Annotated in this window: 7 protein-coding genes; 2 read left to right on the top strand and 5 right to left on the bottom strand. The window is 73.0% G+C overall.

Annotated elements, in window-relative coordinates:
- Positions 1-20: 20 nt before the first annotated feature.
- Complete coding sequence (locus OG707_RS08940) at positions 21-1,532, bottom strand: leucyl aminopeptidase (RefSeq protein ID WP_329116204.1); 1,512 nt, start codon at positions 1,530-1,532, stop codon at positions 21-23.
- A gap of 92 nt (positions 1,533-1,624) precedes the next feature.
- On the bottom strand, positions 1,625-2,392 hold the full coding sequence (locus OG707_RS08935) for an adenosylcobinamide-GDP ribazoletransferase (protein WP_443071294.1): 768 nt from the start codon (positions 2,390-2,392) through the stop codon (positions 1,625-1,627).
- 68 nt (positions 2,393-2,460) lie between these two features.
- Between OG707_RS08935 and OG707_RS08930 the strand changes: the two genes are divergently transcribed.
- Positions 2,461-3,237, top strand: a complete 777-nt coding sequence (locus OG707_RS08930) for a hypothetical protein (protein WP_329116202.1) — start codon at positions 2,461-2,463, stop codon at positions 3,235-3,237.
- Here OG707_RS08930 and OG707_RS08925 read toward each other — a convergent pair.
- From OG707_RS08925 to OG707_RS08915, 3 genes are all read right to left on the bottom strand, one after another.
- Positions 3,165-3,893, bottom strand: a complete 729-nt coding sequence (locus tag OG707_RS08925; RefSeq protein ID WP_329116200.1) for a hypothetical protein — start codon at positions 3,891-3,893, stop codon at positions 3,165-3,167. The genes OG707_RS08930 and OG707_RS08925 overlap by 73 nt on opposite strands.
- The gene (locus tag OG707_RS08920) at positions 3,890-5,662 is read right to left on the bottom strand and encodes a phosphatidylglycerol lysyltransferase domain-containing protein (protein WP_329116197.1); all 1,773 of its coding nucleotides are present in this window, start codon (positions 5,660-5,662) and stop codon (positions 3,890-3,892) included. The genes OG707_RS08925 and OG707_RS08920 overlap by 4 nt, the downstream gene beginning before the upstream one ends.
- 83 nt (positions 5,663-5,745) lie before the next feature.
- Positions 5,746-6,798 carry a nicotinate-nucleotide--dimethylbenzimidazole phosphoribosyltransferase gene (locus OG707_RS08915; protein ID WP_329127680.1) on the bottom strand — a complete coding sequence of 351 codons (1,053 nt, stop codon included), beginning with the start codon at positions 6,796-6,798 and terminating at the stop codon, positions 5,746-5,748.
- Positions 6,799-6,913: 115 nt separating this feature from the next.
- Between OG707_RS08915 and OG707_RS08910 the strand changes: the two genes are divergently transcribed.
- Positions 6,914-14,284, top strand: a complete 7,371-nt coding sequence (locus OG707_RS08910) for an SDR family oxidoreductase (RefSeq protein ID WP_443071293.1) — start codon at positions 6,914-6,916, stop codon at positions 14,282-14,284.

Below are 14,284 nucleotides of genomic sequence, written 5' to 3'. Positions count from 1 at the left end.
GCGTCGGAGATACCGGGACGTCAGCCCAGGTCGCCCGCGGCGGTGCGCTCGGCGAGACGGACCAGCGTCCGGATCGCGGAGCCGGTGCCGCCCTTGGGGGTGTAGCCGAACGGGGCCTGCTCGTTGAAGGCCGGGCCCGCGATGTCCAGGTGCGCCCAGGCGATGTCGTCGGGGACGAACTCCTGGAGGAAGAGACCGGCGACCAGGCCGCCGCCCATCCGCTCGCCCATGTTGGCGATGTCGGCGGTGGGGGAGTCCATGCCCTTGCGCAGGTCGCTCGGGAGCGGCATCGGCCAGGACTGCTCGCCGACCTCCTCCGCGATCTCGTGGATGGCGGTACGGAACGACTCGTCGTTGCCCATGATGCCGAAGGTGCGGTTGCCCAGCGCCATCATCATGGCGCCGGTCAGGGTCGCCACGTCGACGATCGCGTCGGGCTTCTCCTCGGCGGCCTTGGCGAGCGCGTCGGCCAGCACGAGGCGGCCCTCGGCGTCGGTGTTGAGGACCTCGACCGTCTTGCCGCTGTACATGCGCAGGACGTCACCCGGGCGGGTGGCGGAACCCGACGGCATGTTCTCGGCGAGCGCCAGCCAGCCGGTCACGTTGACCTGCAGGCCCAGGCGCGCGGCGGACACCACGGCGGCGAAGACGGCGGCCGCACCGGCCATGTCGCACTTCATCGTCTCGTTGTGGCCGGCCGGCTTGAGGGAGATGCCGCCCGAGTCGTAGGTGATGCCCTTGCCGATGTAGGCGAGCGACTTCTCGGCCTTGGGGTGCGTGTACGAGAGCTTCACGAGGCGCGGCCCGTGCTCCGAGCCCTGGCCGACGCCCAGGATGCCGCCGAAGCCGCCCTTGATCAGCGCCTTCTCGTCGATGACCTGGACCTTGACGCCGTGCTCCTTGCCGGCGGCGGTGGCCACGGCGGCGAAGGACTCGGGGTAGAGGTCGTTCGGCGGGGTGTTGACGAGGTCCCGCGCCCGGTTGATCTCCTCGGCGACGGCGATCGCGCGCTCGGCGGCGGCCTTGTGGGCCTTGTCCCGCGGCTTGGCGCCCAGGATCGCGACGTCGGCGAGCACGCCCTTGGCGTCCTTGGCCTGCTCCTGGTACGCGATGAAGGCGTACGCACCGAGCAGTGCGCCCTCGGCGATGGCCTGGACGTCCTCGGCGGTCTCGACGGGCAGCGCGAACGCGGCCTTCTTGGTGCCGTGCAGCGCACGGGAGGCGGCACCGGCGGCACGCCGCAGGGACTCCTCGGCGTACGTTTCGTCCTTCTCCGGTACGGAGCCGAGGCCGACGGCCAGCACGACCGGGGCCTTCAGGCCGGAGGCCGCGGGAACCTTGGTCGTCTCGCCCTCGGCGCCCGAGGCACCGAGGGTCTCCAGGACGGCGGCCAGCTTGCCGTCGAACGCCTTGTCCACGGCCTCCGCGCCCGGGGCGACGACAGGGCCCTTGGGGCCCTTGGCGATGCCGACGACGATGGCGTCGGCGCGCAGGGTGGCCGCGCCGGCCGTGCTGAGAGTGAGAGCAGTCACGGTGGTGAAATCTCGCTTCCGTTGAGTTCGTTGGTGGCCGACGGATGGGGCCGCCCCGTCGAGAGCCTACGCTCGGTGACGACCGCGGGCTTCTACAGGCTCCACGCCAGTACGACCAGCGTCGCCGTGGCCGCCGTTTCGGCCAGCGCGCCGAACACGTCACCGGTCACCCCGCCGAACCGCTTCAGGCAGTGCCGGAGCAGGAGTTGGGCCGCTGCGAGCCCTGCCAGAGCGGCCAGTGCGTGCTGGATCGCACTGTACGGACCGAAGGTCAGGCCCGCCCCCGCACAGGCGGCCATGGCCAAGGCCGCGACGGTCAGTGCGGACCGTACGGGCACCACCCCGGCGACCGCCGCACCCAGCCCCTCGGGGCGGGCCGCCGGCACCCCCGCGCGGGATGCGAGGGTGAGGGCGAGGCGGGCGGCGACCGCGGAAACGGCGGCCGCGACCGCGCCGTGCGCCCAGCTCTCCCCGTACAGCTGGAAGAGCACGGCGGTCTGGGCCATCAGGACGAAGAGCAGGGAGATCACGCCGAACGGGCCGATGTCCGACTGCTTCATGATCCGCAGGGCGTCCTCGGCCGGCTTGCCGCTGCCGAGCCCGTCGGCGACGTCCGCGAGACCGTCGAGGTGCAGCCCCCGGGTGAGCGCGGCCGGTACGGCGGCCGAGGCGACGGCGGCGAGCAGCGGGCCCGAGCCGAGCAGCAGCAACAGCCCGCCGGCCGCGGCCGCGCACAGCCCCACGACCAGCCCGGCCAGCGGCGCGCAGAGCATCCCCGAGCGGGCCGCCTCGCGGTCCCAGCGGGTCACCCGGACCGGGAGGACCGTGAGGGTGCCGAAGGCGAAACGTATGCCGTCCATGGCGCGCAGGTTATCCGCCGTCGGCTGCCGCTAAGTTACGCAATACGCGCAAACCGGAAGCAGGTGTCATGGGTCACTGGTGGGAACAGAACATCCTCGACCCGGGCAAGCTCCCGCTGCTCCTCGCCCTGGTCTCCTTCGTCCTGTCCTTCGTCGCGGTGCGCACCGTCGCCCGGCTGATCAGGGCGGGCCGCGGCCCCTTCCGGAACATCACCCCGGGCGGGCTGCACGTCCACCACGTCGTGCCCGGCGTCGTCCTGACCGTCGTCGGCGGTTTCGGCGCCGTCGCCAGCGGACGCTCCGGAGTGGGCGCCGCGGTCTGCGCGGTCATCTTCGGTACGGGCGCGGGGCTCGTCCTCGACGAGTTCGCCCTGCTCCTCCATCTCGACGACGTCTACTGGAGCGAACAGGGCCGCAAGAGCGTCGAGATCGTGGTGCTCACCGCCGCCCTGGTCGGTCTTGTCCTCTGCGGATTCCTGCCGTTCGGGGTCAGCCAGCTCACCCCGCAGGAGCAGCACGGCCGGGGTCTGCTCGTGACGAGCACCGCGCTGAACTTCGTCTGCGCGCTCATCGCGCTGGCCAAGGGGAAGCCCCGTACCGCACTCATCGGGGTCGTCGTCCCCTTCGTCGCACTGGGCGGTGCGATCCGCCTCGCCCGCCCGGTCTCGCCCTGGGCCCGCCGCTTCTACCACCCCCGCCCGCGCCGCCGCGCCCGCGCGATGCGCCGCGCCTACCGGCACGACCGTCGCTGGGTGCTGCCCCGGCGCAGGCTTCACGACCTGATCGGCGGGGCCCCCGACCGGGTCTCGCTGCGCGGCAGGGGCTCGTTCACCGACCGGCGCTGACGCCGGCGGTCGTAGCGTGCGGTGAACGCGATCACGAGTAGTACGGCGGCGATCGCCGCGAGGTGCTCCTTGCCCGCGAGGTTGTCCTTGATGATCACCTCGACGACCATCGACACGATCACCAACCCGGCCGTCCAGTAGGCCCGGTAGCGCCAGCAGACGTACACGGCGAGGCCCACGACCGCCGCCGAGGGGCCGGTGTCGACGATCCGGGCGTCGGAGGCGGGCAGGCCGAAGAGGCCGTCGGGGCCTGTCGCGATGCCGATCCGTGCGTACATCGTCCCGGCGAGGGTCGTCAGGTAGGCGATCAGCAGCGTCTGCTTCCAGCCGATGCAGATCTCGGCGATCCCGAAGACGATCAGGATCTGGGCGAGCGCACCCCAGACGGGCAGGTCGAGGGCGGGGACGAAGAGCGAGAGCGGCGTACGGAGCAGGGCCAGCCAGAGCGGGTCCTCGGCGCGTACGAAACCGATGTTCTGGACGGGCTCGAAGCCCCAGTCCTGGTTCTGCACGATCTGGAAGAGCGCGGTGAGGCAGACCGACGCGAGGGTCACGGGGATCGCCCGCCACTTCCTGGCGCGGAGCACCGCCCACACCGTGCCGAAGAGGGGCCCCCACTCGCGGCGCACGAAGGTGCGCACCGGGCGAAGGCTCATCTCTTGGACCCCAGGTGCCTGCGGTGGAGCCACTTGGGCAGGCCCGGTGCCTCCAGGAACCCCTCGGCGCGCGCCGAGGCGATCCCGATGCGCAGCAGGTCCGCACTCTTCTCGAAGAGCATGAATCGTGGCTCCCAGATCGGCCGGTACTTGGCGTTGGCGCGGTAGAGGGACTCGATCTGCCACCAGCGGGAGAAGAAGCTGAGCAGGGAGCGCCACAACCTCAGCACCGGTCCGGCGCCGAGCTTCGAGCCACGTTCGAAGACAGACCTGAACATCGCGAAGTTCAGTGAGACCTGAGTGATCCCGATCTCCTTTGCGCGCTGCAGGAGTTCGATGACCATGAACTCCATCAGGCCGTTCTCGGAGTCGCGGTCACGGCGCATCAGGTCGAGGGAGAGGCCTTCGGGGCCCCAGGGCACGAAGCTCAGTACGGCACGCAACTCCCCTTCCCCGTCCGAGCATTCGAGCATGACGCAGCGTCCGTCGCCAGGGTCCCCGAGCCGGCCGAGCGCCATCGAGAAGCCGCGTTCGGTGGCTCCGTCGCGCCAGTCGTCGGCGCGCGCCAGGAGCTGGTCCATCTCCTCGGCGGGGATGTCCTCGTGGCGGCGGATGCGGACGGTGTACCCGGCGCGCTTGACCCGGTTGTAGGCCTGACGGACGGTGCGCATCGCGCGCCCCTCCAGGGTGAACTCCGCGATCTCCACGATCGCTTCGTCGCCGAGTTCGAGTGCGTTGAGCCCGTGCCGGGCGAAGACGGTGCCGCCCTCCTCGCTGGCGCCCATGACGGCGGGGATCCAGCCGTGCTCGCGCGCCTCGGCCAGCCAGGGGTCGATCGCGCCCGGCCAGGCCTCCGGGTCGCCGATCGGGTCGCCGGACGCGAGGGAGACCCCGCCGACGACGCGGTAGGTGACCGCCGCCTTGCCGGTGGGCGACCAGATGGCGCTCTTCTCGCGGCGCAGCGAGAAGTAGCCGAGCGAGTCGCGGTCGCCGTGCTTGTCGAGGAGCGTACGCAGCTGCGCCTCGTCCTCCTCGCTGAGCGGGTCGACGGCCTTGCGCGAGCGGAAGGCCGCGTACAGGACGGCGAGCAGCAGCAGGGTGGAGACGATGTTGATGACGACGTCGACCCAGCCGGGGGTGGTGATGCCGTGGGTGTGGGAGCTGTTGGGGACCAGGGAGATCAGCCGCATCACGCCGTAGCGCCAGCGGTCCAGGAAGTCCGAGGTGTAACCGTCGCGCGGGTTGTTGGTGGCGGAGACGAGCAGGGCTGCGAGCAGGGAGCAGACCAGCAGTCCGCCGGCGGCCACGGCCGTGGCGAGCTTGGGGTTGGAGCGGTCTCCCTTGGCGTAGAACTCGCGCTTGCCCAGGACCAGCGCGGCCACGAAGGCGGCGGTCAGACCGAGCGAGACCCAGTTCTGGGCGTAGCGGCGGACCGATTCGTCGACGGCCATCGCGAAGGCGAAGAGCAGCAGGAAGAGCCAGCCGATGACCGAGTTCATGATCCAGGCGGCACGTTTGCGGCGGCGCATGGTGATGGCCAGGAACATCGTGAACGCGCCGGAGGCGAAGCCCGCCGTCAGCAGGTACGGAGTGAAGTAGTCGTCGACGTTGTGCCGCTTGATGTCCTGCCCGAAAGAGACCCAGACCGCGCTGAGCAGATTGATGAACGTGACGACGCGGAGGTACCAGACGGCGAATCCCGCACTTCTGCGGGACAGCGTCGTGGACCGGTCGGATGCTCCCTCGCTGGACAAACGGACTTCTCCCATGAAACGCGATGATATGGGGCATTGCGCTTCATGGCGGTCCCACCTCGCGGCCGGTGGTGTCCCGCCGGCCGTGAGGTGCGGTGTCAGACCGTCTTTTCCTCCGCGCGCTCGGGCAGCTCGGCCGCCAGTGCGGCGGCGGCTTGGACGAGCGGAAGTGCGAGCAGTGCCCCGGCTCCTTCTCCCACAGTGACGCCGTGGTCGAGCAGGGGGTTGAGCGCCATCCGGTCCAGGGCCTTCGCCTGGGCGGGCTCGCCGGTCAGCTGGCCCGCGAGCCAGGCGTCGGGGGAGCGGAAGGCGGCCCGCTGGGCGACCAGGGCGCAGGCCGAGGAGACGACCCCGTCCAGGATCACCGGCATCCGGCGCACCGAGCTCTGCAGCAGGAAACCGGTGATCGCGGCCAGGTCCGCGCCGCCGACCGTGGCGAGGAGCTCCAGGAGGTCGCCGAGGACCGGGCGGGCCCGGCGCAGGGCGTCCCGTACGGCCGCGCACTTGCGCATCCAGGCCAGGTCGTCGATGGGGGCGCCGCCGCGTCCGGTGACCACCGAGGCGTCCGTACCGCAGAGGGCCGCGATCAGGGTGGCGGCCGCGGTGGTGCCGCCGACGCTCAGATCGCCGAGTACGACGAGGTCGGTGCCGGAGTCGGCCTCCTCGTCGGCGATCTTCATGCCGAGCCGGACGGCCTGCTCGGCCTCCTCGAGGGTGAGGGCGTTCTCGATGTCGATCCGGCCGCTGCCGCGCCGCACCCGGTGGCGTACGACGTCCTCGGGCAGCAGTTCGGGGTCGCAGTCCAGGCCCGCGTCGATGATCCGGACCGGTACGTCGAGACGCCGTGCCAGCACCGAGACGGGGCTGGCGCCCTCCAGTACGGACCGTACGAGTTCGTGCGCGCTCCCGGCGGCCCGGGCCGAGACGTCGAGTCCCGCGACCCCGTGGTCGCCCGCGAACAGCACCACGCGGGGCTGGGCGAGGGGCCTGACCGGAGCGCTGGCCTGGGCGACCGCGAGCCACTCGCCGAGCTCGTCGAGGCGGCCGAGCGCACCGGGGGGAACGGCCATCCGCTCCCGGCGTTCCTCGGCGTCACGCCGTACGCCGCTGTCGGGGCGTTCGATCAGATCGGAGAAGTCGTCGAGATTCAGCGCGCTCATTCGCCGAACAGTACCGGCAGCCCTCCTGACGGGACATCAGGGGGAATCGGGGTGCAGTTACGCCAAGTGACCGATTCGTGTGCGGGGAGTAATTGCAGGCTCGGGGATGGTGCCTTACGTTCCCCTTTGTATCGGATTGTCGTATTGCAGTCTCCCGCCCGCAGAGATCCGCAGAGATGGAGCCTCTCCTGTGACGCACACCGTCATCGGCGTCAGTCCCTTCCACCGCCCCAACGCCAGGCTCGCCGCCGCTGTCAGCCGCGCAGGCGGACTCGGTGTGCTCGACCTCGGCGCGGGCGGCCGCCCCGCCCGCGAGGCCCTGGCGCTCGCCCGGCAGTGGGCGCCGGGCGCCTTCGGCGTCCGGATCACCGCGGAGTGCACGCTTCACCCCGACGAGCTCAACGCCCCGGACGGCACCGGGCCGCACACGGTGCTGCTCGCGCCCGACGCCCCCTGGCGGATCGGCCACGTACAGGCTCCCGAGGTGCTCGCCGAGGTGCGCTCCGCGCAGGAGGCGCGGGCCGCGGTGCGGGACGGGGCGGCCGGGGTCGTCGTGCGCGGCAGCGAGTGCGGCGGTCCCGCCGGGGAGCTGTCGACGTACGTGCTGCTGCAGAAGGTCCTGGCGGACGCGGACGTGACCGTCCCGGTGTGGGCGTGCGGAGGCATCGGCCCCAACACGGCGGCGGCCGCGGTCCTCGCGGGCGCCGCGGGTGTGGTCCTCGACGTACAGCTGGCGCTCGTGGAAGAGGCGGAACTGCCGGGGGCGCTCGCCTCCGTACTGCGGACCATGGACGGCTCCGAGACGGTGATCGTCGGCGGGCAGCGGGTCCTCGACCGGCGCAGGCCCGGGGTCCCCGCCGAGCTGCGCGAACATCTGCTGCCGGTCGGCCAGGACGCGTTTCTGGCGGCGCGGTTCGCCGCGAAGTACGGGACTGCGGCGGCCGCCGTCGCCGCGGTGCGGGAGGGGATCGAGCAGGCCGTACGTACTGCTCAGGCCCCCGACGCCCTTCGCGAGGGGTCCCCGATGGCCCGGGCGCTCGGCACCGCGCTGCCCGTCGCGCAGGGGCCGATGACCCGGGTCAGCGACCAGGCGCGGTTCGCTGCGGCCGTCGCGGAGGGCGGCGGGCTGCCGTTCATCGCGCTCGCGCTGGCCGGGGCCTCGCAGACCCGGGCCGTACTGGAACAGACGCGGGCGGCGCTGGGGGAGCGGCCGTGGGGTGTGGGCGTGCTGGGCTTCGCGCCCGAGGACGTACGGACGGCCCAGCTCGACGCCGTACGAGAGCTGCGGCCCTCGCACGTCATCATCGCGGGCGGCCGGCCCTCGCAGGCCTCCGCTCTCGAAGCCGACGGGATCAAGACCTTCCTGCATGTGCCCTCGCCCGGGCTGCTCGGGCAGTTCCTGGCCGCGGGCGCACGCCGGTTCGTCTTCGAGGGCGCCGAGTGCGGCGGGCACATCGGGCCGCGCAACAGCTTCCCGCTCTGGGAGGCGCAGCTCGCCGTACTGGAGGACTTCCTCGACGCCGAGGCCGACCGCATCGACCCCCAGACGGTCGAGGTGCTGTACGCGGGCGGGATCCACGACGAACGCTCCGCCGCGATGGTCGCCGCGCTCTCCGCCGGACTCGCCGCGCGCGGGGTCGCGGTGGGCGTGCTGATGGGGACGGCGTACCTCTTCACCGAGGAGGCCGTCCGCTGCGGGGCGATCCAGCCACTCTTCCAGCGCCGGGTCATCAACGCGCAGGGCACGGCGCTGCTGCAGACCGCGCCCGGGCATGCGACGCGCTGCGTGCCGAGCCCCTTCAGCGACCAGTACCAGCAGCTCAAGAACGAACTGCGCGAGCAGGGCGTTCCCGACCGGCAGGCCTGGGAGGAACTGGAGCGGCTCAACGTCGGGCGGCTGCGGATCGCGTCCAAGGGCATCGAGCGGGTCGGCGACGAACTCCTCGACGTGGACGAACAGCGCCAGCTGGACGAGGGCATGTTCATGGCCGGCGAGGTCGCCGTGCTGCGGAACGCGACCACGACGATCGCGTCCCTGCACCGGGGCGTCGGCCCGGGCGCCGCGGAGTTCTACGAGCGGCGGGCCGCCGAGCTGGCCGCTCCGGCGGCGCCGGTGGAGGCGCCGCGGATCCCCGACGAACTGGACATCGCGGTCGTCGGCATGGCCTGCATGTTCCCCGACTCGCCCGATCTGCCCGCCTTCTGGGCCAACGTCCTCGGCGGCGTCGACGCGGTGAAGGAGGTCCCGGCCGGACGCTGGGACCCCTCCGTCTACTACGGCGAGGACGCGAAGACCCCGGACGTCTCGGCGTCCAAGTGGGGCGGCTTCCTCCCCGAGATCCCCTTCGACCCGCTGAGCTACGGCATCCCCCCGGCCTCCCTCAGCTCCATCGAACCCGTACAGCTCCTCGCCCTGGAGGCGGCACGGCGGGCGCTCGCCGACGCCGGGTACGCGAAGAAGGCCTTCCCGCGCGACCGCACCTGCGTCGTCTTCGGCGCGGAGGCGGGCAGCGACGCGGCCAACGCGACGACCCTGCGCACCACGCTCCCCGCCTACCTCGGCCACCTCCCCGAGGAGCTCGACGCTCAGCTCCCCACCCTGACCGAGGACTCCTTCCCCGGGATGCTCTCCAACGTCATCTCGGGGCGCATCGCCAACCGCCTCGACCTCGGCGGCGCCAACTACACGGTCGACGCGGCCTGCGCCTCCTCGCTGACCGCCGTCGACGTCGCCTGCAAGGAGCTGGTGACGGGCTCCGCGGACGTCGCGCTCTGCGGCGGCGCCGACCTGCACAACGGCATCAACGACTACCTCCTCTTCTCCTCCGTCCACGCCCTCTCCAAGACCGGCCGCTGCCGGCCCTTCGACGCGGAGGCCGACGGGATCGCGCTGGGGGAGGGCGTCGCGTGTGTGGTCCTGAAGCGGCTGAGCGATGCGGAACGGGACGGCGACCGTGTGTACGCCGTCATCAAGGGCGTCGGCAGCGCCAGCGATGGGCGCTCGCTCGGGCTGACCGCACCCAGGCCCGAAGGGCAGCGGGCGGCGGTCGAGCGGGCGTACGCGCAGGCCCGTATCGCACCGTCGGAAGTCGGTCTCGTCGAGGCGCACGGGACGGGGACGGTGGTCGGCGACCGTACCGAACTCGCCACGCTCTCCACGGTGTTCGAGGAGCACGGGGCCGAGCCCGGCGGCTGCGTCATCGGCTCCGTGAAGTCCCAGATCGGGCACACCAAGTGCGCGGCGGGCCTGGCCGGACTGATCAAGACCGCCCTCGCGCTCCACACCGGCGTACGGCCGCCGACGCTCCACATGAAGCAGCCGAACCCGGCGTGGGAAGCGGCGTCCAGCCCCTTCGCCTTCCACGACAAGGCGCTCCCGTGGGCCGAACCGGCCGAGCGCCGCATCGCGGGCGTCAGCGCCTTCGGCTTCGGCGGGACGAACTTCCATGTGGTGCTGAAGGCGTACGACGGCGGGGCGCCCCCGCGCCACGGCGCGGACGCCTGGCCCGCCGAGCTCTTCGTCTTCCGGGGCACGGCGGCGGCCGAGGAGCTGCTGCGCGTGTGCGGTACGGGCGCCTGGCGGCTGCGTGACCTCGCGCTGACGGCGGCGCGGCGGGCCGAGTCGGGCGGGGCGGTGACGGGTGCGGTTGTCGCCTCTTCTGTTGATGAACTCCCTGTGCTGCTGCGGGCGTTGATCGCGGGCGAGTCCGCCCCCGGGGTCTTCCTGGCCGGGACCGACGTGTCCGGGGAGACCGCGTTCCTCTTCCCCGGGCAGGGCAGCCAGCGCCCCGGAATGCTGGCCGACCTCTTCGCCGCCTTCCCCGAGACACAGCGCCACCTGGAGAACGCGCCTGTCGACGCGATCTTCCCGCCCACCGCCTTCACCGCGGAGGCCAGGGAGGCCCAGCGCGCCCGGCTCACCGACACGCGCCGGGCCCAACCCGCCCTGGGCGCCGTGTCGTTGGCCGCGTACGACGTGCTCACCTCGCTCGGTGTCCGCCCCGACATGGCCGCCGGTCATTCCTACGGCGAGCTGACCGCGCTGTGTGCGGCCGGGGCGATGACCCCCGAGGCGCTCCTCGACCTCAGCGTCCGGCGCGCGGAGGCGATCCTCGCCGCCGCGGGCGACGACCCCGGCACGATGGCCGCCGTCGGAGCGGGCGCGGCCGAGGTCGAGAAGGTCCTCGGCACGGCCGGCCTGGCGGGCCGGGTGGTCGCCGCCAACCGCAACGCGCCCTCCCAGACGGTGATTTCGGGCCCCACGGCGGCGGTCGAGCAGGCGGTCGCGGCGCTCGCCGAGGCGGGCCTGACGGCAACGAGGCTCCCTGTGGCCTGCGCCTTCCACAGCCCGGTCGTCGCGGCGGCCGGCGACCGCTTCGCCGAGGCGCTGGCGCTGCACCCGGTGCGTACGCCCGAATTCCCGGTCTGGGCGAACCTCACGGCGGCCCGCTATCCGGCGGACTCGGGTGCGGTACGCGGCCACCTCGCCGAGCAGATCGGCTCGCCCGTACGCTTCGCCGAGCAGATCGAGGCGATGTACGAGGCGGGGGCGCGCGTCTTCGTCGAGGCGGGCCCGGGGACGGTCCTGACGGGGCTGGTCGGCAAGATCCTCGGCGACCGCCCGCACCACGCCATCGCCTTCGAGCCCCGCCCCGACGCCGGTCTGCGCGGCCATCTGGAGGCCCTCGCGCGGCTGGCGGCGGCGGGTGTCCCGGTCGCTACGGCCCGCCTCTTCGCGGGGCGCGACGCGGTGGTGGCCGACCCGGCCTCCGCACCGAGGAAGCCCGGCTGGACGGTCGACGGCCAGCTCGTCCGTACGGCGGAGGGCGGCCTGCTGGAGGGGGCGCTGCAGCCGGCCCGGCGGATCGAACTCAACCTGAACCAGGATCGGGAGACGACAGTGTCCGACGCGGACGCCCTGCTCAACGAGTTCCTGCGCACGAGCCGCGAGATGGTCGCGGCGCAGCGGGACGTGCTGATGACGTACTTCGGGGCGGCGGCGGGGACGGTGGCTGCGCCTGTCGTGACGCCGGTGGCGGTCGCGGCGCCCGAGCCGATGGTCGAGGCCGTGGCCGAGGCCCCGGTGGCTGTCGCCGAGCAGGTGGATGTGCTGCAGGTGGTGCTGGCGGTGATCAGTGAGCGTACGGGTTACCCGGTGGAGATGATCGAGCCGGATCTGGACCTGGAAGCGGATCTGAGCGTCGACTCGATCAAGAGGACTGAGATTGCTGGGGAGTTGGGCAAGCGGCTGGGCGGGAGCGGGATGGACCTGCGGTCGCTGCCGGACGCGGAGCTGGAGGAGCTGACGCGGGCGCGCACGGCGGCGGCGATCGCGCAGTGGCTGGCGCCGCGGGTGGGCGGCGGCGGGGAGCCCGCTGCTCCCGCCCCTGCTCCTGCCGCCGCCGAGCAGGTGGATGTGCTGCAGGTGGTGCTGGCGGTGATCAGCGAGCGTACGGGCTACCCCGTGGAGATGATCGAGCCGGATCTGGACCTGGAAGCGGATCTGAGCGTCGACTCCATCAAGAGGACTGAAATTGCTGGGGAGTTGGGCAAGCGCCTCGGCGACACCGGCATGGACCTGCGGTCGCTGCCGGACGCGGAGCTGGAGGAGCTGACACGGGCCCGCACGGCGGCGGCGATCGCGGACTGGCTGCAGGCCAGGATCGGCGGAGGCTCCGGGGCCGCGCCCCCGACCGGGGCAGGAGCCGCTGCCACGGTCCCGGCTGGAGCCGGAACCTCGACAGGAGCAGGAGCAGGAGCAGGAGCAGGAGCAGGAGCAGGAGCAGGAGCAGGAGCAGGAGTAGGAGCCGACCCTGCAGCCGCTGCCCCGGCCTTCGCCGTTGGTGCGCAGGCAGCGCACGTTGCGCCGATCGCCGCGTCGCCCGGTGCAGCGACGTTCGCAGGTGCTGTCTCCCCGGCGGGCGCAGCCTCGCCCGCCGGAGCGCACGTGACCCCGGCCGACGGACAGGGCCACGCCGCCGCCCCCGCCGAGCCCGCCGCCCCCCTCACCGGCTCCGCCCCCAAGCGGTACGTCCTGCGGACCGTCCCCCTCGACCCCGCCCCGGCCACGGGCCCCGGCGCCCTCGCCGGGCGGCACTTCCTCGTCCTCGGCGAGGGCACCCCCGTCGCCCAGGCCCTCGTCTCCCGCCTCCAGGAGCTCGGCGCCACCGCCGCCCGCTCCGGGGGCGACCTCGAAGGGCACGCAGGCCCGCTCGACGGCGTCGTGCACCTCGCCGCGCTCGCCACCGGCGACCCCGTACTGCCCGCCGAATTCCCCCTGTTCAAGACCGTCCTGCGCCGCGCACCCCGCTGGCTGCTCTGCGCCAGGCCCGCCGCCGGGGCCGCCCGCGCCGACGGGCTGAGCGGTTTCTTCCGTACGGTCGCACGCGAGTACCCGGACACCATCGCCCGCGCCGTCACCCTCGACACCGCCCGCCCCGCCGCCGTCCTCGCCGACGAGCTGGTCGGCGAACTCCTCGCCGCCGACCGCGAACCGGTCGTGTTGCGTACGGAGTCCGGAGGCGCCCGCCACGGCATCGAGCCCCACGAGACCAGCCTCGGACTCCTGGCCACCGGTGGCGCCGGACCCGCCGGGGACGGGGCCGCCGAAGCCGCCGTCCTCGGCCTCGGCCCCGAGTCGGTGGTGGTGCTCGCGGGCGGGGCGCGCGGGATCACCGCCCGGTTCGCGGTCGCGCTCGCGGGCGCCGCGCGCTGCCGCGTCGAGCTCCTCGGCCGTACGGAAGCACCCGAGGGTCCGGAGTCCCCGGACACCGCCGCCGCCCCCGACAAGGCCGCCCTGCGCGCCGCACTCGCCGCCCGCCGCGACGGGCTTCGCCCCGCCGAGATCGACCGCGAGGCGAGCCGTATCCTCGCCGGCCGCGAGGTCGCCGCGACCCTGGACGAGATCCGGGCCGCGGGCGGCCGGGCGGGCTACCGCGCGGTGGACCTGCGGGACGCGGAGGCGGTGCAGCAGGCGGTCAAGGACACGTACGCCGCCTTCGGCCGGATCGACGGCATCGTGCACGCGGCCGGGGTCATCGAGGACCGGCTGCTCGCCGAGAAGGACGCGGACTCCTTCAACCGGGTCTACGGGACGAAGGTCGACGGCGCCCAGGCGCTGCTCAGCGCGGTGCACAAGCTCCCCGAACCGCCCGCCTTCGCCGTCCTGTTCGGCTCCATCTCCGCCGTCTTCGGCAACCGCGGCCAGATCGACTACGCGGCGGCCAACGACGCGCTCGCCGGCCTCGGCAGGCAGTGGGGCGCCCGGACCGGATCGAGGGCCCTGACCGTCCACTGGGGCCCATGGGCCCCGACCGGCGCGCACGGCGGGATGGTCAGCCCCGAACTCGGCCGCGAGTACGCACGGCGCGGGATCGAGCTGATCGACCCGGAGGAGGGCGTGATGGCGCTCCTGCGCGAGCTGGCCTGGGGCGACGCGGAGACCGACGAGGTCGTCTACACCGCGTCGGAGTGGTGA

The sequence above is a fragment of the Streptomyces sp. NBC_01465 genome (assembly GCF_036227325.1).
GTDB lineage: Bacteria > Actinomycetota > Actinomycetes > Streptomycetales > Streptomycetaceae > Streptomyces.
Note: the sequence above shows the minus strand (reverse complement) of the source record. Positions and strands in the feature narration are given on the sequence as shown.

Excerpts from the sequence above, each read along its gene's own strand:
- OG707_RS08935 (WP_443071294.1), bottom strand. The coding sequence starts at position 2,392 with ATGGACGGCATACGTTTCGCCTTCGGCACCCTCACGGTCCTCCCGGTC.
- OG707_RS08930 (WP_329116202.1), top strand. The coding sequence starts at position 2,461 with ATGGGTCACTGGTGGGAACAGAACATCCTCGACCCGGGCAAGCTCCCG.
- OG707_RS08925 (WP_329116200.1), bottom strand. The coding sequence starts at position 3,893 with ATGAGCCTTCGCCCGGTGCGCACCTTCGTGCGCCGCGAGTGGGGGCCC.
- OG707_RS08920 (WP_329116197.1), bottom strand. The coding sequence starts at position 5,662 with ATGGGAGAAGTCCGTTTGTCCAGCGAGGGAGCATCCGACCGGTCCACG.
- OG707_RS08910 (WP_443071293.1), top strand. The coding sequence starts at position 6,914 with ATGGTGCCTTACGTTCCCCTTTGTATCGGATTGTCGTATTGCAGTCTC.